The sequence below is a fragment of the Amycolatopsis sp. NPDC098790 genome, from assembly GCF_044759945.1.
Lineage (GTDB): Bacteria > Actinomycetota > Actinomycetes > Mycobacteriales > Pseudonocardiaceae > Amycolatopsis.
Window position 1 is genome coordinate 800,021 of record NZ_JBIWAI010000003.1, and the last position, 20,510, is coordinate 820,530.

At 71.7% G+C, this 20,510-nt stretch carries 18 protein-coding genes and 1 pseudogene; 10 read left to right on the forward strand and 9 right to left on the reverse strand.

Features of this window, described 5'->3' with window-relative positions; all coding sequences use genetic code 11:
- Nucleotides 1-57 precede the first annotated feature (57 nt).
- From ACIQWX_RS28965 to ACIQWX_RS28980, 4 genes are all read right to left on the reverse strand, one after another.
- Nucleotides 58-1,554, reverse strand: a complete 1,497-nt coding sequence (locus tag ACIQWX_RS28965; protein WP_400877407.1) for an ArnT family glycosyltransferase — start codon at nucleotides 1,552-1,554, stop codon at nucleotides 58-60.
- A complete protein-coding gene (locus ACIQWX_RS28970) occupies nucleotides 1,545-2,288 on the reverse strand; it encodes an ABC transporter permease (protein ID WP_400877409.1) in 744 nt (247 codons plus the stop codon). The genes ACIQWX_RS28965 and ACIQWX_RS28970 overlap by 10 nt, the downstream gene beginning before the upstream one ends.
- Nucleotides 2,289-2,299: 11 nt before the next feature.
- Entirely contained in the window at nucleotides 2,300-3,205 is a 906-nt protein-coding gene (locus ACIQWX_RS28975; RefSeq protein WP_400877411.1) for an ABC transporter ATP-binding protein, read from the reverse strand.
- A gap of 117 nt (nucleotides 3,206-3,322) precedes the next feature.
- Nucleotides 3,323-3,841, reverse strand: coding sequence for a DUF402 domain-containing protein (locus ACIQWX_RS28980; protein ID WP_400877413.1), 519 nt, complete (start codon nucleotides 3,839-3,841; stop codon nucleotides 3,323-3,325).
- Between the two features lie 99 nt (nucleotides 3,842-3,940).
- Between ACIQWX_RS28980 and ACIQWX_RS28985 the strand changes: the two are divergent.
- From ACIQWX_RS28985 to ACIQWX_RS29010, 6 genes and pseudogenes are all read left to right on the forward strand, one after another.
- Nucleotides 3,941-4,798, forward strand: a pseudogene (locus ACIQWX_RS28985) (DUF5685 family protein); the annotation flags it as partial.
- Between the two features lie 1,009 nt (nucleotides 4,799-5,807).
- Nucleotides 5,808-6,413: a carboxymuconolactone decarboxylase family protein gene (locus tag ACIQWX_RS28990; RefSeq protein ID WP_400877415.1), complete on the forward strand. Its 606-nt coding sequence runs from the start codon at nucleotides 5,808-5,810 to the stop codon at nucleotides 6,411-6,413.
- Nucleotides 6,414-6,590: 177 nt separating this feature from the next.
- A complete protein-coding gene (gene uvrB, locus ACIQWX_RS28995) occupies nucleotides 6,591-8,747 on the forward strand; it encodes an excinuclease ABC subunit UvrB (RefSeq protein ID WP_400877417.1) in 2,157 nt (718 codons plus the stop codon).
- A 61-nt stretch (nucleotides 8,748-8,808) separates the two neighbouring features.
- Complete coding sequence (locus ACIQWX_RS29000) at nucleotides 8,809-9,081, forward strand: type II toxin-antitoxin system VapB family antitoxin (RefSeq protein WP_400877419.1); 273 nt, start codon at nucleotides 8,809-8,811, stop codon at nucleotides 9,079-9,081.
- Nucleotides 9,078-9,476, forward strand: a complete 399-nt coding sequence (locus tag ACIQWX_RS29005; protein WP_400877421.1) for a type II toxin-antitoxin system VapC family toxin — start codon at nucleotides 9,078-9,080, stop codon at nucleotides 9,474-9,476. The genes ACIQWX_RS29000 and ACIQWX_RS29005 overlap by 4 nt, the downstream gene beginning before the upstream one ends.
- The gene (locus tag ACIQWX_RS29010) at nucleotides 9,473-9,820 is read left to right on the forward strand and encodes an MmcQ/YjbR family DNA-binding protein (RefSeq protein ID WP_400877423.1); all 348 of its coding nucleotides are present in this window, start codon (nucleotides 9,473-9,475) and stop codon (nucleotides 9,818-9,820) included. The genes ACIQWX_RS29005 and ACIQWX_RS29010 overlap by 4 nt, the downstream gene beginning before the upstream one ends.
- On the opposite strand, the gene ACIQWX_RS29015 is transcribed toward ACIQWX_RS29010, so the two are convergent.
- The gene (locus tag ACIQWX_RS29015; RefSeq protein WP_400877425.1) at nucleotides 9,817-10,203 is read right to left on the reverse strand and encodes a VOC family protein; all 387 of its coding nucleotides are present in this window, start codon (nucleotides 10,201-10,203) and stop codon (nucleotides 9,817-9,819) included. The two genes, ACIQWX_RS29010 and ACIQWX_RS29015, sit on opposite strands and share 4 nt — an antisense overlap.
- 61 nt (nucleotides 10,204-10,264) lie before the next feature.
- Nucleotides 10,265-11,656, reverse strand: coding sequence for a S28 family serine protease (locus ACIQWX_RS29020; RefSeq protein ID WP_400877427.1), 1,392 nt, complete (start codon nucleotides 11,654-11,656; stop codon nucleotides 10,265-10,267).
- Nucleotides 11,657-11,878: 222 nt separating this feature from the next.
- Between ACIQWX_RS29020 and ACIQWX_RS29025 the strand changes: the two genes are divergently transcribed.
- Nucleotides 11,879-12,382 carry an SRPBCC family protein gene (locus ACIQWX_RS29025; protein WP_400877429.1) on the forward strand — a complete coding sequence of 168 codons (504 nt, stop codon included), beginning with the start codon at nucleotides 11,879-11,881 and terminating at the stop codon, nucleotides 12,380-12,382.
- Here the strand turns inward: ACIQWX_RS29025 and ACIQWX_RS29030 are convergent.
- Genes ACIQWX_RS29030 through ACIQWX_RS29040 form a run of 3 tightly spaced genes read right to left on the reverse strand, consistent with a single transcriptional unit; the run spans nucleotide 12,379 to nucleotide 16,920 of the window.
- Nucleotides 12,379-13,113 carry an enoyl-CoA hydratase/isomerase family protein gene (locus ACIQWX_RS29030; RefSeq protein WP_400877431.1) on the reverse strand — a complete coding sequence of 245 codons (735 nt, stop codon included), beginning with the start codon at nucleotides 13,111-13,113 and terminating at the stop codon, nucleotides 12,379-12,381. The genes ACIQWX_RS29025 and ACIQWX_RS29030 overlap by 4 nt on opposite strands.
- Nucleotides 13,114-13,132: 19 nt before the next feature.
- Nucleotides 13,133-14,056: an ABC transporter permease gene (locus tag ACIQWX_RS29035; protein WP_400877433.1), complete on the reverse strand. Its 924-nt coding sequence runs from the start codon at nucleotides 14,054-14,056 to the stop codon at nucleotides 13,133-13,135.
- Nucleotides 14,053-16,920: an alpha/beta fold hydrolase gene (locus ACIQWX_RS29040; protein ID WP_400877434.1), complete on the reverse strand. Its 2,868-nt coding sequence runs from the start codon at nucleotides 16,918-16,920 to the stop codon at nucleotides 14,053-14,055. The genes ACIQWX_RS29035 and ACIQWX_RS29040 overlap by 4 nt, the downstream gene beginning before the upstream one ends.
- 304 nt (nucleotides 16,921-17,224) lie before the next feature.
- Between ACIQWX_RS29040 and ACIQWX_RS29045 the strand changes: the two genes are divergently transcribed.
- Genes ACIQWX_RS29045 through ACIQWX_RS29055 form a run of 3 tightly spaced genes read left to right on the forward strand, consistent with a single transcriptional unit; the run spans nucleotide 17,225 to nucleotide 20,510 of the window.
- Nucleotides 17,225-18,187, forward strand: a complete 963-nt coding sequence (locus tag ACIQWX_RS29045) for a TerC family protein (RefSeq protein ID WP_400877436.1) — start codon at nucleotides 17,225-17,227, stop codon at nucleotides 18,185-18,187.
- Nucleotides 18,188-18,240: 53 nt separating this feature from the next.
- Nucleotides 18,241-20,181, forward strand: a complete 1,941-nt coding sequence (locus ACIQWX_RS29050; protein ID WP_400877438.1) for an alpha/beta fold hydrolase — start codon at nucleotides 18,241-18,243, stop codon at nucleotides 20,179-20,181.
- Nucleotides 20,163-20,510 carry a hypothetical protein gene (locus tag ACIQWX_RS29055; protein ID WP_400877440.1) on the forward strand — a complete coding sequence of 116 codons (348 nt, stop codon included), beginning with the start codon at nucleotides 20,163-20,165 and terminating at the stop codon, nucleotides 20,508-20,510. The genes ACIQWX_RS29050 and ACIQWX_RS29055 overlap by 19 nt, the downstream gene beginning before the upstream one ends.

Below are 20,510 nucleotides of genomic sequence, written 5' to 3' on the forward strand. Positions count from 1 at the left end.
CTTCCCGCACCCTACGTGGGGGCCCTTGAAGCCACTGTGCGGATCGTGACGCCGGGCTCACGTGTGCGTGTTCACCAGCTTCGGCCACAGCTCGGCCCACGGTTCGACGCGGCCGGTCGCCAGCCACAGCGGCACGCCGTCGAAGGAGCTCGGCTGCGCTCCCCCGGTGTCGACCTCGCCGATCGGCCGGAGTTCGGCGAAGTGCCCGAGCAGCGGCCGCGGATCCTCGCCGACGAAGAGCACGTCCGTGGTGCTTTCCGGTGGGACGACCAGGGTGGCGTAGCCGCGGTTGCCGCTGGCCGGCTCGGGGAGGCCGAGGTCGGGGCCGTAGCGGTCGAGCGCGCTCGCTTCCCAGTACGTCTCGGTCACCACCGCGGTCCGGTCCGGGTCGGGTAGCCGGGCGAACGCGCCGGCCACCGAGCGGGCGCCCTCCGGCCAGCCGATCTCGGCGGAGGCGAACAACGTGGTCGGTAGCGATGGGTGCTCGGTCAGCCAGGCCCGCGGCCAGACCGGCAGGGCGATCGGCAGGACGAGCACCGCCGCGAGTGCGTAGCACGGCCAGGTCGCCACCCACCGCCACCAGCGCGCCGGTTCCCGGCGTTCGAGCGCGACGGCGGCCACCGCCCAGCACACCGGGTACATGCCGGCGACGTAGTAGAACCGCCCGTTCACCGCGAGGAACACGACGGTCAGCAGCACGGTCGTCCAACCGAGGAAGCGGAGTTCGCGGCTGCGCAGGAGTCGCCACAGGCCGTAGCCCAGCAGGGCCGCGCCGACCGGGAGCCCGGCGACGAGCACCGCCGTCGGCAGGAACGTCAGCCTGCCACCCCACGTGCCGCCGACCTCCGCCGAGATCGCCGCGCCCATCCCCAGCTGTGGCCAGCCGTGAGCGGCCTGCCAAAGCAGTGTCGGCACCAAAGCCACGACGGCGATCGCCGCGCCGAGCCACAACGCGGGACGGCGCAGCAGCTCCCGCGGCCCGCAAACGAGGATCGCGACGCCGGCGGCGAGCCAGAACCCGCCGATGAGGAACTTCGTGTACAGCGCGACCGCCGTCACCACGCCGGTCCAGACGAGCAGGCCGTCGGCGCGGGTGCGCAGCCAGCGGACCAGCAGCCACAGCACCAGCGTCCAGAGGAACGGGTCCACTGTGGACGTCGCCAGGTAGTGCCCACCCGCCAGGAACTCCGTCGAGACGGCGAAAGTGGCGGCGGCGATCGTCTGGGCCTTCGCGCCGCCGCCCAGCTCGCGGGCGATCAGCGCGGTGAGCGCGACCCCGGCGAGCACGGCCAGCATCGCCGGGATCCGCAGCACGAACGGCGAGTGCCCGACCGCGTCCATCGCCTTGGCCAGCAACGGAAGCAGCGGAGGCTGGTCGACGTATCCCCACGCGAGGTGGCGTCCGGCGGCCAGGAAGTACAGCTCGTCGCCGAAGTAGCCGTAGCGGTTCGCCGTCAGCAGCAACGGGATCGCCATCAGCGCCGTCACGACCGCCACCGGCTTCACGGCGAGCGGCCGCACGACGGCCGGGGCGGGCGCGGTCGTCACTCCCATCGGAACACCCGCACCGCGATGGCGGTGCAGCCGACCGCGAACAGCGCCATCGCGCCGAGCTGCAGCAGCTCGGGGGCGTCGCCGGCCCAGGTGGCGCGCAGCGCGTTGAGCGTCGCCCCGAGCGGCAGGACGTCGGCGACGTGCTGGAGGAAGACCGGCAGCTGCTCCTTCGGCACCCAGACCCCGCCCAGCGCCAGCATCGGGAAGAACAGCGCGCTGCCGATGCCGCTCGCCGCCCGCCCGGTCGGCGCCAGCGCGGCCACCAGCAGGCCGACCGAGAACAACGCGAGCGCGCCGAGGACGATCGAGAGCAGGAACCCACCCGGGTTGCCCGGCAGCGGGATGCCGAGCGCCAGCCCGCCGACGCCGGCGATGAGCAGGACCACGACGACGGCGGCCGCCAGGTTGACCAGCAGCTGCGCGGCCAGCAGCCGGCTCGGCGGCACCGGGCTCGCGGAAAGCCGTTTCAGCAGGCCCTTTTCGCGGTAGGTGGCCATCGCGTTCGGGAACAGCGTCAGTGCCAGCATGGCCAGCAGGATCGTGACGGCCATCGGCGCGATCACCGTGGCCAGCGCGCTGTGCCCGCCGTACTTGGGATCCGGTTCGTTCGCGCCGGGCATCAGCCCGAACACCAGCAGCAGCGCGAGCGGGATGCCGACGACGACGGCCGGCGCACCCGGGTCGCGCAGGAACACCTTGGCCTCGGCGGCGGTGAGCTTGGTCAGGACGGTCATGGTTCCCCCTTCTATTCCGGCCGGTGGCCGGTGAGCGCGACGAAGGCGTCGTCGAGGCCGGCCTGCTCGACGCGCAGGTCGACGGCGAGCACGCCGAGCCGCGCGAGCAGCGACGTCACCGCGTGGAGCACGTTCCCGTCGCCGCGGACGACGAGGCGCTCGCCGCGCCGCTCGACCGCGCGGACCTCGGGCAGCGCCTCGAGCGCGCCGGGTTCCAGCGGCGCCGACGGCCGGAACCGCACGACCTGCTCGTCGCTGACCCGGGCGACCAGCCCGGCGGGCGTGTCGACGGCGACGACGCGGCCGGCGTCGATCACCGCGATCCGGTCGCAGAGCCGTTCGGCTTCGGCCATGAAGTGCGTGACCAGCAGGACCGTCACGCCCTGGGTGCGCACGGTTTCGATGAGGTCCCACGTGTCGCGGCGGGCCTGCGGGTCGAGGCCGGTGGTGAGCTCGTCGAGCACCGCCAGCTCCGGGCGGCCGATCAGCGCGAGCGCGATGGACAACCGTTGCTGCTGGCCACCGGAGAGCTTCTTGTACGCGGTGTTGCGGTGGTCGGTCAGGCCGAGCGTGGCCAGCAGCTCGGCCGGGTCCGCGGGAGTCCGGTAGAACGCGGCGTAGAGGTCGAGCAGCTCGCCGACCCGCAGCTTGTCCTGCAACCGGCCCTCTTGGAGCTGGACGCCGACGCGCTGGCGCAGCTCGGCCCGGTCGCGGCGCGGGTCGAGGCCCAGCACCGAGAGCTCGCCGCCGTCGGGCGTGCGGAGGCCCTCCAGGCACTCGACGGTCGTGGTTTTGCCCGCGCCGTTCGGGCCCAGGATCCCGAAGATCTCCCCGCGTTCGACGGTGAACGAGACGTCGTCGACCGCGACTTTGTCCCCGTACCGCTTGTGGAGGTGCTCGACCTCGATGACCGGCATGCCGCCGTCCCCCTTCTCGATCCGATTCCGACAGATCGAGAATCCCGCGGCGGCGGGGTGCGGCGCGTCATCAAAACGATCCACCCCGCATCCATCGTTCGGAGGATGCGGCGGCCCCTAGGGGTGGCGGCGCCAGGTGAGCGCGATGTCCTTCGTGGACAGCCAAGCGGCGAGGTCGTAGCCGTGCGAGGCCAGCCCTTCGACCGCCGCGTAGGTGGTCTCCAGGGCGAACTGCGCGTCTTCGGCGGTGACCAGGCCGGCGGCGTGGGCCTCGAGGAGCTCGTCGGTGTCGATCACCCGCAGCGAGAGCTTGTCCTTGAGCACGATGTCGACGTAGAGGTCGGTGGCGACCCAGCGCGGGCCGTCGCGGCGGACGCGGACGACGTCGAGGTAGAAGTCCTGGTCGCGTTCGTGGCCGGGGGAGAACCAGAAGTCGGTGAGCCGCAGGCCGAGCCGGGGCACCAGCCACGACTCGAGGTAGTGGAACTGGGCGCGGCCCGGCGTCGGGCGCGCCAGGTACAGGCCGAACGGTTCCTCGCGGTACTCCTCGACCTCCCGCAGGATGCCCTTGGGGTCGATGTTCGCGCGCGCGGCGGGGTCGAAGACCTCGACCTTCGGGGGGTGCAGTGCGGCCATGGCGAACATCCTGCCGGGCGGGTCACGAATCACGCAGGCTCGCCACGCGCGCCACACGTTCGGGCTAAGGTTCGCCGACTGTGAGTGAGGGGACTGGGGATGTTCGGGATCATCAGGCCGTGCCGTCATCGGCTGTCCGAGGGACTGCACGCGGACTGGCTGGCGCACTTGTGCGGGCTGTGCCTGACGCTGCGTGACGAGCACGGGCAGTTCGCCCGCGTCGTCACGAACTACGACGGGCTGATCATCTCGGTGCTGGTCGAGGCGCAGACCGCCCGCGGCGACCTGCGCCGCGACGCGGGCCCCTGCCCGCTGCGGGGGATGCGGTCGGCGTCGGTGGCTCGCGGCGAAGGAGCCCAGCTCGCGGCGGCGGTGTCCTTGGTGCTGGCGGCGGCGAAGGTCGGCGACCACGTCGAGGACGGCGACGGCGCGTTCGGCAGGCGTCCGGTGGCTCTCGCTGCCCGCCGGGTCGCGGCTCGGTGGGCTTCACAGGGGAGCAGTACCGGTGGCGGGGTCGGGTTCGACACGTCGGTGCTGACGGAGGCGGTGTCGCGGCAGGGGGTGCTGGAGCGGTCGGTCGGGTTGGGGGACTCGGCGTTGCTGGCGACGGAACCGGCGGAGCTGGCGACGTCCGCGGCGTTCGCGCGGACCGCCGAGCTGGCCGGGCGGCCGGGGAACGTGACGCCGCTGGCTGAGGCCGGGAGGTTGTTCGGGCGGGTGGCGCACTTGCTGGACGCGGTCGAGGACTACGCGGCGGACGCTGCGGCGGGGGCGTGGAACCCGCTGCGGGTGACGGGGACGTCGTGGGCCGAGGCCCGGCGGTTGTGCGACGACGCGGTGCTGGGGGTGGAGCTGGCTTTGCGGGAGGTGGAGTTCGCGCAGCCGGGGCTGGTGCACGCGTTGCTGGTGCACGAGCTGCGCCAAGCGGTGCGGCGGGCGTTCGGTCATGGCTCGGCGCACGGGCACGGCGCGGAGGCCGCGCACGGTGATGGCTTGAACGGTGGCCACGGCTCGGTTGCCGGTTGGGTGGTCGCGGATGGCTCGGGCTTCAGCCACGGTTCAGCTCCTGGTGCCGGTTCGGTCGCTGAGGATGGCGCGGGCTTCGGCCACGGCTCGGGCCCTGGTGCCGGTTCGGCATTCGCGGGTGGCCCGGGCTTCGGCCGCGAGACGGCCTACGGTGTCGGTTCGGCGGCTGCGGATGGCCCAGGCTTTTGCCATGGCTCTGCTCCTGGTGCCGGTTCGGCGGCCGCGAGCGGCCCGGAGTTCGAGGCCGGCTCGATGCTCGCCCCCGGCGAGCGGTTGCCGGGCGGGCTCGCCGGGCAGCAGCCGCCGCCCGGGTGGATTGGGCCCGGGCCGACTCCGCAGCAACATCCGCACCAGCAGCCGCCGCCGGGGTGGATTGGGCCCGGCCCGGCTCCGCAGCAAGTGCCGCCGGGCTGGGGTTCGCAGCGGCCGCAGGGCTTTCCGCCGCCGGGGCCCATTCCCCCGCCTGGCGCTCCCGGCTCGGGCGGCCGTGGGCCCGGTGGCCCGGCTGGACCTGGCGGTCCTGGCGGCCGTGGCCCTGGCGGTCCGGGTGGGCCCGGCGGCCCTGGTGGTCCGGGAGGCCCAGGTGGCCCGGGTGAGCCCGGCGGTCCAGGTGGTCCGGGAGGCCCGGGTGGACCCGGCGGCCCTGGTGGTCCTGGCGGTCCAGGAGGCCCCGGCGATTCCTCCGGCCCCGAGCCCCTCGACGGCAAAGGCGGCGGCCTCTGGTACCCGAAGTTCGCCGTCCCGCCGAAGAAGCGCAACTTCCTCCTCGGCTGCGCCCTCACTCCCTACATGTGCTGCACCTGCCAGTTCTGCTGCCGCGATCCTTATCCTGGGCCGTGGAGCGGGAAACCGCACACGACCGGCGGCTGCGACTGCGGCTGTGACGGGTGTTGCGACTGCTGCTCCTGTTGCGACTGCAACTGCTGAAGGGGGAGCGGGAATGACCATGGACGACCTGCACGACCGCGGTCGCGCGAACTTCGCCGGGCTGGTCGAAGACGGCACCAAACGGCTCGACGCCCTGTTCGCCACCGTTCCCGCGCTGGGCGAGCTGGCCGTCGGCACCGTCTACGGCCACCTGCACGAACGGCCCGCGCTCGACAGCCGGACCCGTGAGGCCGCCACGCTGGCCGCGATCGTCGCGGCCGGGATGGTGGGTCCGCCGCTGAGCGTCCACCTCCGCACCGGGCTCGCCTCGGGGCTGTCGCCCGCGGAAGTCTGCGAAGTCGTCGTACAGACGGCCGCGTTCGCCGGCTTCCCGCGTGCCGTTTCGGCCGCCGACCAGCTGAACCGCCTCTTCGAAGGCCACGGCCTGCCGATCCCGCCGCCGCCCGCCCCGCGCGAGGTCGTGCTCGCTTACCTGGCCGAGCCCGCGGCGGACGTCGCCGAGGTGCTCGCGGAGTTCCCGCGCACCGAGGTCCAGGCGACCGGGCCGGACCGGGTGCTGGTCTCGTGCTTCGGGGACGACCCGGTGCCCGGCGCCGTCCTGCACTGCGCCGTGACCGGCGGCGAAGTCACGTCCGTCACGGTGTTCCGCCCCCGCTGAGCAGGCCCGACCGGAACTCGGCCGTGACATCTGGGGCTTCCGCCCCAGGTCGGCGGGCCCCGCCAGCCGAACCCCCGGAAAATTGGCTGTGACATATGGGGCCTCCGCCCCAGGTCGGGGGCTCCCGCCACCCGCACCCCCGGAAAATTGTCGGTGGGTCGGCTTACTCTGGTCGACGTGGCTTTCGCAACCGAACACCCCGTGCTCGCCCAGTCCGACTTCCGCCCGGTCTCGGAGATCCCCCGGACCGGCGGCCGCTTCGAGGTGGTCAGTGACTACCAGCCCGCCGGTGACCAGCCGGCCGCCATCGACGAGCTCGAACGCCGGGTCAAGGCGGGCGAAAAGGACGTCGTGCTGCTGGGTGCCACCGGTACCGGCAAGTCGGCGACCACCGCGTGGCTGATCGAGCGCGTCCAGCGGCCGACGCTGGTGATGGCGCCGAACAAGACCCTGGCCGCGCAGCTGGCGAACGAGCTGCGCGAGCTGTTCCCGAACAACGCGGTCGAGTACTTCGTCAGCTACTACGACTACTACCAGCCCGAGGCGTACATCGCGCAGACGGACACCTACATCGAGAAGGACTCGTCGATCAACGACGACGTCGAGCGGCTGCGGCACTCGGCGACGATGAACCTGCTGTCGCGGCGGGACGTCATCGTGGTCGCCAGTGTCTCGTGCATCTACGGCCTGGGCACGCCGCAGTCGTACCTCGACCGGTCGTCGAAGCTGGCGGTCGGCATGCAGCTCGACCGGGACGTCTTCCTGCGCGCGCTGGTGGACGTCCAGTACACGCGCAACGACATCGCGTTCGCGCGCGGCACGTTCCGCGCGCGCGGCGACACGGTCGAAATCATCCCGGCTTACGAAGAGCTGGCGATCCGCGTCGAGTTCTTCGGCGACGAGGTCGAGAAGCTCTACTACCTGCACCCGCTGACCGGGGACATCGTCAAGGAGGTCGACGAGGTCCGGATCTTCCCGGCGACGCACTACGTCGCGGGCCCGGAGCGGATGGAAAAGGCGATCCAGGGCATCGAGAAGGAGCTCGAAGAACGCCTGGCCGAGCTGGAGAAGGGCGGCAAGCTGCTGGAAGCGCAGCGGCTGCGGATGCGCACGGCCTACGACATCGAGATGATGCGGCAGGTCGGGTTCTGCTCCGGCATCGAGAACTACTCGCGGCACATCGACGGCCGCGGGCCGGGCACCGCGCCGGCGACGCTGATCGACTACTTCCCGGACGACTTCCTGCTGGTGATCGACGAGTCGCACCAGACCGTCCCGCAGATCGGCGGCATGTACGAGGGTGACATGTCCCGGAAGCGGAACCTGGTGGAGTACGGCTTCCGGCTGCCGAGCGCGGTCGACAACCGGCCGCTGACCTGGGAGGAGTTCTCCGACCGGATCGGGCAGACGGTGTACCTGTCGGCGACGCCGGGGCCGTACGAGATGGGCCAGGCGGCCGGCGAGTTCGTCGAGCAGGTCATCCGGCCGACGGGCCTGGTCGACCCGAAGGTGGTCGTCAAGCCGACCGAGGGCCAGATCGACGACCTGGTCCACGAGATCCGCGAGCGCGCGGACAAGGACGAGCGCGTCCTGGTCACCACGCTGACGAAGAAGATGGCCGAGGACCTGACCGACTACCTGCTGGAGCTGGGCATCCGGGTGCGGTACCTGCACTCGGAGGTCGACACGCTGCGGCGGGTGGAGCTGCTGCGGCAGCTGCGGGCGGGCGACTTCGACGTGCTGGTCGGCATCAACCTGCTGCGCGAGGGCCTCGACCTGCCGGAGGTGTCGCTGGTGGCGATCCTCGACGCGGACAAGGAGGGCTTCCTGCGCAGCGGGACGTCGCTGATCCAGACGATCGGCCGCGCGGCGCGAAACGTGTCGGGCGAGGTCCACATGTACGCGGACAAGATCACCGACTCGATGAAGCACGCGATCGACGAGACGGACCGCCGCCGCGAGAAGCAGGTCGCGTACAACGAGGAGCGCGGGGTCGACCCGCAGCCGCTGCGGAAGAAGATCGCGGACATCCTCGACCGGGTGTACAGCGAGGCGGAGGACACCGAGCAGGTCTCGGTGGGCGGCTCGGGCCGCAACTCCTCCCGCGGCAAGAAGCCCGAGCAGGGCGACCGGGTGCGCAGCTCGGGAATGCTGGTGGACAAGGACGTCTCGGCGATGCCGCGGGCCCAACTGGCGGACCTGATCCAGCAGATGACCGACCAGATGATGCAGGCGGCCCGCGACCTGCAGTTCGAGTTGGCGGCGCGGCTGAGGGACGAGATCTCGGACTTGAAGAAGGAGCTGAGGGGCATGGACGCGGCGGGCATCAAGTAGCGGGCGTCCGCCGAGGGGGGAGAAAGTGGAAGCATTACACCATCGTCGGTATCATTACACCATGGCGATGAACATCAAGGACTCGGAGACCGAACGCTTGGCGGCCGAAGTCGCCGAGCTGACCGGTGACACCAAGACCGGTGCCGTCCGCGAGGCCCTGCGGTTGCGTCGCGATCAGCTCGTGGCGCGGCGCGACCTGGCCCGGAACGGCGCCGAGTTCGTGCGGTTCCTGGAAGAGGAGATCTGGCCGCAGGTCTCCCCGGAGAACCGCGGCGTCCCGATCGGCAAAGCCGAACGCGAAGAGATCCTCGGGTACGGGCCGGGTGGCGTGTGATCATCGACAGCTCGGCGATCATCGCGGCGATCATGGGTGAGCCGATGGCGCCGGTGCTCGGCGAGGTCATCGGCTCCGCGCCGGTCTGCCGTGTCGGGGCGCCGACTCTCGTCGAGACCACTCTCGTCCTCGTGCACAAGGAAGGGCCGCGGGGGAAGGCCCTCCTCGCGGACTTCCTCCAGCAGCGGCGGTTCGAGGTCGTCTCCTTCGGCGACGCCCACTGGCGTTCGGCGCAGGTGGCCTTCACGCGGTTCGGCAAGGGACGGCATCCGGCCGGGCTCAACTTCGGTGACTGCCTCTCCTACGCCACCGCGTTCGTCGCAGGGGAGCCGTTGCTCTGCGTCGGCGACGACTTCCCGCAGACCGACCTCGAACTCGTGAAGCTCGAGCCGTGAACATCGAAGCCGTCGTCGCCCACTGTCTCGGGAAGGCCGGGGCCGAAGAGACCTATCCCTTCGGCGATCACGTTCTCGTCGCCAAAGTCGGCGGCAAGGGCTTCGCCTTCATCGGCCAGGACGAGCCCGGCAGCGTCGCCGTCAAATGCGGCGCCACCCGTGACGAAGCCGCCGAACTCCGGGAACGGTATCCCGATGCCGTCACCGTCATGGACTACCTCGGCCGCTACGGCTGGAACCGCGTTGAACTCGGCGCCGGCGTCCCCGGCGCCGAACTCGAAGAACTCATCGACGCCTCCTACGACGACGTCGTGCGCCGGCTGCCGAAAGCCAAGCGCTCCTAAGGCGCCGGGGCCTCGGAATCCGGCTGCAGCATGCCGAAGATGTTACCCTCCGTGTCCTTGCAGTACGCCAGCCAGCCCACTCCCGGGACCGGGCTCTTCGGCAGCGCCAGCGCTCCGCCCGCGTCGTTCACCGCGGCCAGCGTCGCATCCAAGTCCGCTACCGCGATCGTGTTCACGTACCCGTGCACCGGGGCCGACTCCTCGGGTGCCGGGCCGACGCGCGGGACCAGCCCGCCGTCGATGCCGTCGCCTTCGCCCGTGGAAATCACCCAGTAGGGCGCCTCACCCCAGCGTTCGAACTTCCAGCCGAACACCGCCGAATAGAACGCCACCGCGCGTTCGGGCTCGCTCGCGTGGATCTCGAAGTGGACGGGACGAGGCATGTGCGCCTCCTCGGGCCGGGCCGGCAACGGTGCCGTGAGACTACGCCCGGCCCGGGGAAACTCACAGCCGTGGCCGCGCCGGAAGGGTGAGGTCCGCGTCGAAGTCCGGGAACCCCGCCGGGGCGCTGCGGGCCGTCAAGGCGGCAACAGACGGCAGGCCCGCCCAGCGCCGGACCGTCGCGGTCGCCGCCGCCGCGTCGGCCGCGGGCAGCTGGGCGATCTTCGACCCGTGGTTGCCGCCCGGCACGTAGTAGCGGTACGAATCCCGGCTGCCGAAGCCCAGCTCGAACGGCTCCGCGCCCCAGGGGTCGTTCGAGCCGTACACGAACAGCAACCGCGTGCCGCGGGACTTCACCCAGAAGTCGATGTCCGGCATCGCCAGGTAGTCGAACCGGGGCAGCCGGATCGACGCCGGCACGAACGTCTTCGGCTGGTCCGCGCCCGGGTAACGCAGCAGGTCGCGCAGGTAGCCGTCGTACGCCTCGGGCGAACCCAGCTGGACCGCCGCCTGGTAGTAGTACGGGATGTACGGCGCCAGGTCCTGGTCGGAGTAGGTGTTGAGGCTCTCGACCTTCTCGTACCAGGCGTAGACGTCGGCCGCGGGCGCGCCCGGCGCCGGCACCGTCGCGCAGTCCGCCTGCTTCTGGTACTGCCAGAACGCGAAGTACGAGTCGATCACCGAGATCTCGAGGGACTTGTCGGCCGAGCCGACGATCGAGAACGTCAGTCCACGGCGAGCCGCGTCGGCGGCGGCGATCACGCCCAGCTCGTCACGCCTCTTCAAAGCGTCCCGCTGGATCGCCTTCAACGCGTCCCGGCACCCCGGATCGTTGCCGACGCGGGAAAGGAACCGGTTGTAGACGTCGACCGGGTCGAGCACGTCGTTCGGCGCCACGTACGGGATCGTCGCGTCGACGTCGTCGGGGAAGAAGCGGCGGAAGTACGTCGCCGTCATGCCGCCCTTGCTGCCGCCGGTGGCCAGCCACTTGCCCGGGTAGATCGCCTTGAACGCCTGCACTGCGCGGTGTTCGTCCGCGGCGGCCTGCCAGATCGTCAGCTGCTTCGCCCAGTTCTCCGGCTGGGGCCGCGACGGCGTGAAGTACCGGTACTCCATCGAAAGCTGGTTGCCGTCGACGATCTGCGTCGGCTCCGACCGGTTCGGCGTGGTGCTGACGTTGTAGCCGCTGGTGAAGGCGACCGTCGGCGCGGCGAAGTCGCGGTGCAGCAGGGTGAACCGCTGCTCGAACGTGCCCGCGCCGGGGTGGCGGTGGTCGGCGGGCTGGGTGAACGTCAGCTCGAAGAACCGGTACCCGGCCGGGGCCGGGTCCTCCTTGACGACCGTCAGCCCGGGGATCCGCGCCAGCGCGGCTTCGATGTCGGTCGCCGCGCTCGCGGCGGGCGTCAGGCCCACCGCCATCAGCACGGCCGCCACGGCGGTGAACAGTCTGCGCATGGGGCACCCTCTCCGGCTCGATCCCACGTGGGACCCTCACAGAACCGGGCGCGGTCGGCAATCGGCTGTCCGGGCGCAGAATCGGTCAGGTTCCGACTTTCGTCGGGTGGCGCGCGCGTCCTCAACCGTGCGCAACCGCGGGCACCGTGCGAGTTGTCCGGGTGATCAGCGCCACGTTACGGTCCGAACCCGTAGGCACCGGCATCGAGCGAGGGGTCCGCCATGAAGGTTTCCGACTGCCCTACGACGCAGGTCGAAGTCCGCATCGAAGCGCGGCCGGCCGAGGTCTGGTCCTGGCTGCTGGACGTCGACCTGCCGGCCCGGTTCTCGACCGAGTTCCAGGGCGGCGGCTGGGTCGAGGGTGCCGAGCCCGGCCTGGGCGCGCAGTTCCGCGGCCGCAACTCCCACCCGGTCGCCGGGGAGTGGGAGACGGTCTCGACCGTGACCGGCTACGAGCCCGGGCGGCTGTTCGCGTGGGCCGTGATGGACGTGACGAACCCGGCCGCGTCGTGGAAGTTCGAGCTCGTCCCGGACGGCGACGGCACGATCCTGCGCCAGTGGGCCCAGATCGGTCCCGGCCCGTCCAACCTGACGACCATCATCGGCTCGATGCCCGAGCACGAGGAGGAGATCGTCGCGATGCGCCTCGGTGAGCTGCAGGGCAACATGCAGAAGACGGTCGAGGGCATCAAGGCGCTCGCCGAGAGCGGCGTCCGCGCCGCCTAGCCGAGCACGCCGTCCACATAGGACTTGACGGCGGCGAGCGCCGCGGGGGACCGCCACAGCCGTTCCACCTCCGGGTCGTCGGTGTGGCGGTACTCGGCGATCCGCTCGTGGAAGGGCTGGCGGATCTGGGCCTTGGTGTGCGCGAACGGCTCGGCGGGCAGCTCGCCGAGCCGGGTCGCGACGGCCAGCGCCCGCTCGAGGACGTCGTCGGCCAGCTCGTCGACCAGACCTCGGGCGAGGGCGTCCGCACCGCCGTACGTCGACCCCGAGTAGGTGAGCGACGGCAGCGGCGCGGTGCCGTACGCGCAGCGCAGGATTTCCAGCGCGGCCAACGGGAACGGCACCCCGACGAGCAGCTCGGTCACGCCGAAGGTGCCGGCGCCGAGCACGCGGTGGTCGCACGCCGCGGCGAGCACCGCGCCGCCGGCGACGGCGTGCCCGTTCAGCGCGGCGACCACCGGCCGCGGGCAGCCGAACACCGCCAGCAGGGCGTCGGACAGCAGCGGCAGGAACTCCGACACGTAGGACGCGCCGCCGTCGTGGATCCGCTTGAGGTCGACACCCGCGCAGAAGATCCGCCCGGTGCCGGTGAGCACCACCGCGCGGGCGTCGGCGGCCTCCTCGAGCCGGAGCACGAGCTCCCGGCACGAGGAGGTGTCGAGGGTGTTGCCGCCGCCGTGGTCGATCCGCAGCACGGCGAGGTCGTGGTGGCTCTCCAGCGTGATCGGCACGAGCCCGACCGTACCGGGTTCAGCTGGTGATGTCCTTGCGGGCGAACCGCCGCCCGGCGTACAGGAAGAACACCGTCCCGTAGATCACCGCCGAGAGCAGGCCGCTCGCGAGGTTGGTCCAGTCGACGTCCGTCGAAATCAAGTCCATCCACGAGAACGCGTAGTGCGTCGGCAGGTAGTTGCGGAGCCCCTCCAGCGCCGTGATCTGGTCGAGGATCTGCGACAGGATCGCCACCAGCACCGCGCCGCCGACCGCGCCCAGCGGGGCGTCCGTCGACACGCTCAGCGCCAGCGCCAGCCCGGCCACCCAGGCCAGCTGCAGGATGATGTACACAGTGGACAGTGCGATGGCCAGCAGGCTGTCGCCGAAGGACACCGCGTCACCCGTCGGGCTGATCGCGTCTCCCGCGCCGTACCAGAGCACGCCGACGCCGAGTGACACCAGTGGCAGCAGCACCAGCGCGAACGCCGAGAGCAGCCCCGACACGATCGCCTTCTGCCGCAGCACGCGCTGCCGCGGCACCGGCACGGCCAGCAGGTACTTCAGGCTCGACCACGACGCCTCGCTCGCGATCGTGTCGCCGAAGAACAGCGCCACGATCATCGGCAGCAGGAACGTCCCGGACACGAACAGCGCCAGCACGACGAAGTTCGGCGCCGACGCCGTGGCCAGGTCGACGAACCCGCCGCTGCGCCGGTTCGGGTTCGACTGCCCCAGCTCGAACGCGATCACCAGGATGAACGGCAGGATCGCGACGAACCCGAGCAGGAACTGCGTGCGCCGCCGCTTGAGCTGGCGTCGCAGCTCGACGCCGAGCCGCAGCGTCCGGCGCGCCGAGTAGCCCTCGACGGCGCCGTCCGGCCCGACGCCGGCGTGTTCGGCCGAAGCGACGTCGCTCAGCTCGTCGAGCGCGTGCGGATCGGTGTGCACACCCTCGCTCATGACTCTTCTCCGACCAGTTGCAGGAACGCGTCTTCCAGCCGGCGCCGAGGCCCGGCCTGTTCCACCGCGACGCCGGCGCGCACCAGCGCGGCCACGCCTTCGGCCCGCGGCAGCGCACCGAGGTTCGCGTGCACGAGCTCACCCTCGACGTCGACATCGGTGACACCACTGAGAGCCTTCAGCGCCGCCGCGGCCGCCGCCGGATCGTCGACCCGGAACGTCGCCTCGCCACCGGCCGCGGCCAGCTCGCCGACCTCGCCCGAGGCGACCAGCGAACCGCGGTGCATGACCACGACGTGCGTGCAGGTCTGCTCGACCTCGGCCAGCAGGTGGCTCGACACCACCACCGTGCGGCCGGTCGCGGCGTACCGCTTCAGCACCTCGCGCATCTGGTGGATCTGGGGCGGGTCGAGCCCGTTGGTCGGTTCGTCGAGCACCATGAGCTCCGGCAGGCCGAGCATCGCCTGCGCGATCGCCAGCCGCTGCCGCATGCCCTGGCTGTAGGTCCGCACCCGGCGGTCGACGGCCGTGCCGAGCCCGGCGATCTCCAGCGCCTCCCCGAAGTGCGCCTTCTCGGCGGGCCGCCCGGTCGAGGCCCAGTACAGCTCGAGGTTCTCCCGGCCGGACAGGTGCGGCAGGAACCCGGAACCCTCGACGAACGAGCCGATCCGCGAGAGCACCGGCGCGCCGCCGGTGATCTTGTGCCCGAACACGCGGATGCTGCCCTCGGTCGGCGTGATCAGGCCCATCAGCATCCGCAGCGTGGTCGTCTTGCCCGCGCCGTTCGGCCCGAGCAGGCCGAGCACCTGGCCCGGTTCGACGCGGAAGGACAGGTCCTTCACCGCGACGAACCCGCCCGCGTACTGCTTGCGCAGCCCTTCGATGACCAGTGGCGTCGCCGACAGCTCCGGGTCGACGTCGGTCGCGCGACGGCGGCGAAGGGCGGCGAAGAGCACCGCGGCCAGGCCGATCGCCAGCGTCACGGCGATGCCGACCAGCTGCCCGACCGGGGCTGGCGAGCCGACCGACGTCCCGGGCACGACCGGCACGGCCAAGGCGGTGCCGCCGGCCAGCGCGACCCGGAACACCGCGGGCGCGGCCGGCGACGCGAACGCCTGGTCGGTGGTGCCGACGACCAGCCGCAGCGAGTGCCCACCCTCGATCGGCCGGACGATGCCGGGCAGCGTCACGGTGACCTCGACCGGCGTGCCGTCGGCGGGCAGCCCGCTCACCCGGAACGGCGCGATCGCGTTCGCCGGCAGCACGCGGGAGCCGTCCTGGCCGACGTCGTAGAGCTTCGCGAACAGCACCGCGTCCGGCTGTGGGTGCGCCGGGTCCGCGGCGACCTGCAGCCGCACGGTCGACGAGCCGCTGACGACGACCTGCCCGTCGACCGGGGCCGTCGTGAACTGCGCGGCCTGGCCCGGCGGGTCGTTGCTGAACAGCGCGCCCAGCCGCGACGAGCTGCTCGCGACGCCGTTGAGGCCGGGGATCCCGCTCACCGCCGCGGGGTTCGCCCCGGCGGGGCGCACGATCGCCTGCGCGGGCCCGGACATCGCCAGGTTCCGCCGCTCGGTGGCCGGGCCGGTGAGCCCGGGGTAGGCGGCCGCGGAGACCGTGCGGACCGATGGCGTCCCGTTGGCGCGCAGGGTGCCCTGGACGTCGTAGCTGAAGCCGGTGCCCGGATCGCCGCCGTCGACCGCGCTCCACAGGAAGTCGCCGATCTTGGCGCGCAGCTGCGGCCCGGGCTTCCCGCCGTCGTGGCCGCCGGTGTACCAGATCGTCTTGACCTTGCCGCCCGCCGCGGTGATCTGCCGCGCGGTGGCGTCGGACTGGTCGAGGCCGAACAGCGTGTCGCTCTCGCCCTGCACCAGCAGCGTCGGGACGGTGATCTTGCTCGTCACCGACGCGGGGGAGACGCGGCGCAGCAGGTCGACGCTCGCCTGGCTCGCCTGCCCGGTCGTGCCGAGCTCGGTGTAGGCGCGGCAGACGGCGGCGGTGAACCGGCCGCACGGGTCGGCCGGTCCGCTCTGGCGCCCGCCGCCCGCACCCGGGGGCACCGCGGGGACGGCGGCCGCGGCGGCGGTTCCGGCGGCACCGGTCGAGCCGGCGTCGGTCTCCTGCCCGGCTTCGGGGGCTTCGGCCGACGGCGAACCGCTCGTGGCCGCACCCGAGCCCGCCGAGAAGAAGATGCCGGCCCAGCTCTTCTTGAACACGCCGTCGGTCGCGAACGCGCCGGCCGCCGGGGTGCCCGACGTCGTGCGGGCGGGCGTGGCCGCGTTCGGGACCAAGCCCTGCGCGAGGTCGTTGTAGGTGATCACCGGGGCGATCGCGTCGACGCGCTGGTCCGTGCCGGCCAGCAGGAGCGACAGCGCCCCTCCGTAGGACGCGCCGGTGACGGCCACCTTCGGGTCGCCGGTCGCGTCGAGCGTCACCTGGTGCCGCGCGACGAGCCGGTCGATCAGGCGGCTCGCGTCGGCGACCTCGCCGTCCGGGTCGTTGAGCCCGATCTTGCCGGTGCTCTTGCCGAACCCGCGCGCGGACCACGTCATGACGACGAAGCCCTTCCGCGCGAGTTCGCGGGCGTCGTCGGCCACGCTGGTCTTGTCCCCGCCGAAGCCGTGCGCGAGCAGCACCGCGGGCGCCGGCACGGTGGCGGGCAGGTAGGTGGTCGTGTCGATCTTGACCTGCTCCGCCGAGCCGGGCGCGGCGGGCATGTCGATCAACGCGTCCTGCGTGGGCACCGGCGCGGGCGCGGCGGGACGCGTGATCCAGAAGACCGCGCCGGCGGCCAGGACCACGACGACGGCGGCGAGCGCGGTGAGGCGGGCTCCACGGGTGCGTGGGAGCGGGAGTCGGGGCACGGGAGAAACCTATTTGAGGTTTGCTGAGAGTGTCGCCCGGACCTCACGTCGATCACACGCCAGAGACCGCCTGGTGGACCCAGGTGACCGAAACCACAGGACCAACCTGGTGACGTGCGCGATCCCGGCTGGCGCTCGGGCGGGGGGAACCGGCAAACTGGACGCGCTGTGAGGGGAGTATTCCTTCGCGGCGGTGTCGTCAGCACGGTGGCCCTGCGCCCCCGGCACCGTCGGCCGGTGTTTTCACCGGCGGGAGAGACCTCCGGTTAGTTGCTGCTGCGCACTATCCGGAGGTTTTGGTTCCATGACTGTCCCCCTGTGGCTGTGGATCGCCACGATCGGTGGCCTGCTCGCGCTGATCGCGCTGGATCTGGTCATCGTCGACCGCAAGCCGCACGAAGTGACCACGGGGGAAGCCGCTCGCTGGGTGATCTTCTACGTCTCCTGCGCGGTGCTCTTCGGCGCGGGCGTGTGGATCTTCGCCGGGCACGACCCGGGTGTCGAGTTCTTCACCGGGTACATCACCGAGTACTCGCTGAGCGTCGACAACCTGTTCATCTTCATGATCATCATGGCGTCGTTCAAGGTGCCCGCCATCCACCAGCACCGCGTGCTGCTGGTCGGCATCCTGCTCGCGCTGGCCTTCCGCAGCGTCTTCATCGCCATCGGCGCCGCCTTGATCGCGCAGTTCGTCTGGGTGTTCTTCCTCTTCGGCGCGGTTCTGGTCTGGACGGCGGTCAGCATGCTGCGCGGCAAGGGCGAGGACGAGGAGTACCACGAGAACGCCGTCACCCGGCAGGTGCGCAAGTTCGCCCCGGTGACCGACGACTACCACGGCCACCACTACACGGTGAAAATCAACGGCAAGCGGATGATCACGCCGATGCTGCTGGTGATCGTGGCCATCGGCTCGGCGGACCTGCTCTTCGCCGTCGACTCGATCCCGGCGATCTTCGGCATCACGCAGGAGGCGTTCCTCGTCTTCACCGCCAACGCGTTCGCGCTGATGGGACTGCGGCAGCTGTACTTCCTCCTCGGCGGCCTGGTGACGAAGCTGGTCTACCTGACCTACGGCCTCGCGGTGATCCTCGCCTTCATCGGCGCGAAACTGTTCCTGCACGCGCTGCACGAGTACCACGTCGTGCCGGACTGGCTGGACATCAACAACTGGATCTCCCTCGGCGTCATCGTCGTCGTGCTGACCGTGACCACGGTCGCGAGCCTGGCGAAGGCACGGCGCGACGAACGCAAGCAGGTCGCCGCGTAAATCCCGACTTAAGGTCGTTCGCAGCGCTAAGGATTTCCGGTACGGTCGGGGACGTGCGTCCTGCCGACATCGAAGCCCTCGTCGCCCCCGGCCGTCCCGCGCTGCGCGGGAACCTGCTGCTCACCGCGCTGAAGAAGCCCGACCTCGAGACGAACGCCGCGCACAGTTCGCTGCGGCGCGTCTCGCTCGACGGCGGGGACACCGCGTGGACGCACGGTCCGCGCGACTCGGCGCCCGCGATCTCCCCGGACGGGCGCTGGGTGGCGTTCCTTCGCGCGGGGGAGGGCAAGGGTGCCGAGGGCAGCCCGCAGCTGCACGTCATGCCGGCCGACGGCGGTGACGCGCGCCGCGTGACGTCGCTGCACCTCGGCGCCGGCGAGCCGGTGTGGGCGCCGGACTCGCGGCGGATCGCCTTCACCGCGCGGGTGCCCGAACCCGGGCGGTACGGGACCGAGGACGCCGACGGCGAGACCCCGGAGCCGGCCGCCGAGGCCCCGCGCCGGATCACGCGCATGGACTACCGCATCGACGACATCGGCTTCCTGCGCGACCGCGTGCAGCGGCTGTTCGTCGTCGACGCGCTCGACGAGGACGCTCCGGAGCCGGAGCCGCTGACCGGCGACGGCTTCGACGTGACCAGCCCGGTCTGGACGCCGGACGGCACCCGCGTGGTTTTCACGGCGCCGCCGGACTGGGGCGCGGCCGAGAGCGACTTCCGCGACGTCTGCGCGATCTCCGCTTCCGGCGGCGAGCCCGAGCTCGTCGTGCGGGGCGAAGGGTTCTCGGAGCGCCCGGTGTTCGCCGCCGACGGCACGTTGTTCTACTTCGGACAGTCCTACGCGGAGCACCACGAAGCCGCGATGACCGGTCTCTACTCCGCGACGCCGGAGTTCGGCGCCGGCCCGGCGAAGGCCCGCCGGCTCACCGACATCGAGACCGTCGACTGCGAGGCGTCGGCGGGGCCGCCGGCGCCGCGCGAGAGCGACGTGCTGGTGGCCGTCCGCAACCGCGGCGCTGTCGAGCTGCGCGCGGTGCCCTTCGCCGCCGCGGACGCGCCGCTGGCCGACCTGCCGGTGGTCTACGCGGACCGCACGGCGCTCCGGTCGTTCACCGTCGACGGCCCGGTGCTGGCTGCGGTGATCGCCACGCCGTCGACCTCGGGTGAGGTCGTGCTGCTCAGCGCCGATGCGAAGGTGCTGACGGACTACTCGAAGCCGTTGCGCGACAAGGGCATCCGGCCGATGATCGAGCTGGAGACCACGGCACCGGACGGCTACCCGGTGCACGGCTGGCTGGTGCTGCCCGACGGCGACGGCCCGCACCCGGTGCTGCGCGTGGTGCACGGTGGCCCGTTCACCCAGCAGGACTGGGCGGTGTTCGACGAGGCGCAGGTGTACGCGGCCGCGGGTTACGCGGTGGTGCTCGGCAACCCGCGCGGGTCGGCGGGCTACGGCCAGACGCACGGCCACGCGATCACGCACGGCTTCGGCACGGTCGACGTCGACGACGTCCTGGCACTGCTGGACAAGGCCCTCGAGCGGCCGGACCTGGACGCCTCCCGCGTCGGCATCATGGGCGGCTCGTACGGCGGGTTCATGACGAGCTGGCTGGCGGCCCACCACGGCGAGCGCTTCAAAGCGGCGTGGAGCGAGCGCGCGGTCAACGCGTGGGACTCGATGGCCGGCAGCTCCGACATCGGCTACACGTTCGTCGACGCGTACATCGGCTCGTCGCCGGACGTGCAGCGCGAGCGTTCGCCGCTTTCGTACGCGGCGCAGATCAAGATCCCGTTCGCCGTGGTGCATTCGGAGCAGGACTGGCGCTGCCCGCTGGAGCAGGCACAGCGGATGTTCGTCGCCCTGCGGCGGGCGGGCGCGCCGGCGGAGATGCTGCTGTTCCCGGGTGAGGGCCACGAGCTGTCGCGGTCGGGCCGGCCCCGGCACCGCGTCCAGCGCTTCGAAGCGATCCTCGAGTGGTGGGGCCGGCACCTGTGACCGTGCCGGAGGTCGACTTCGAGCTCGAGACCTGGCGGATGGTGCTGTTCCGGGCGGGTCCTCGCGCCGGAGAGATCTCCGAGGAGATGGCGCGGGAGCTGCGGGCCCGCCACCTGTCGTCGGCGCGCCAGCAGCAGGCGGCGGGAACGTTGCTGTTCGCCGGGTCGGTACCGGAGCCGTCGTCGGCGCTGCCGGTGACGGGGGTGGCGTTCTTCCGGACGTCGGAGGCGGAGACGCGGGCGATCCTCGACGCGGATCCGGCCGAGCAGGCCGGGTTGATCGCGTCGGAGATCGTCGGGTTCGTCTGCCCGCGGGGCGCGCTCGGCTGA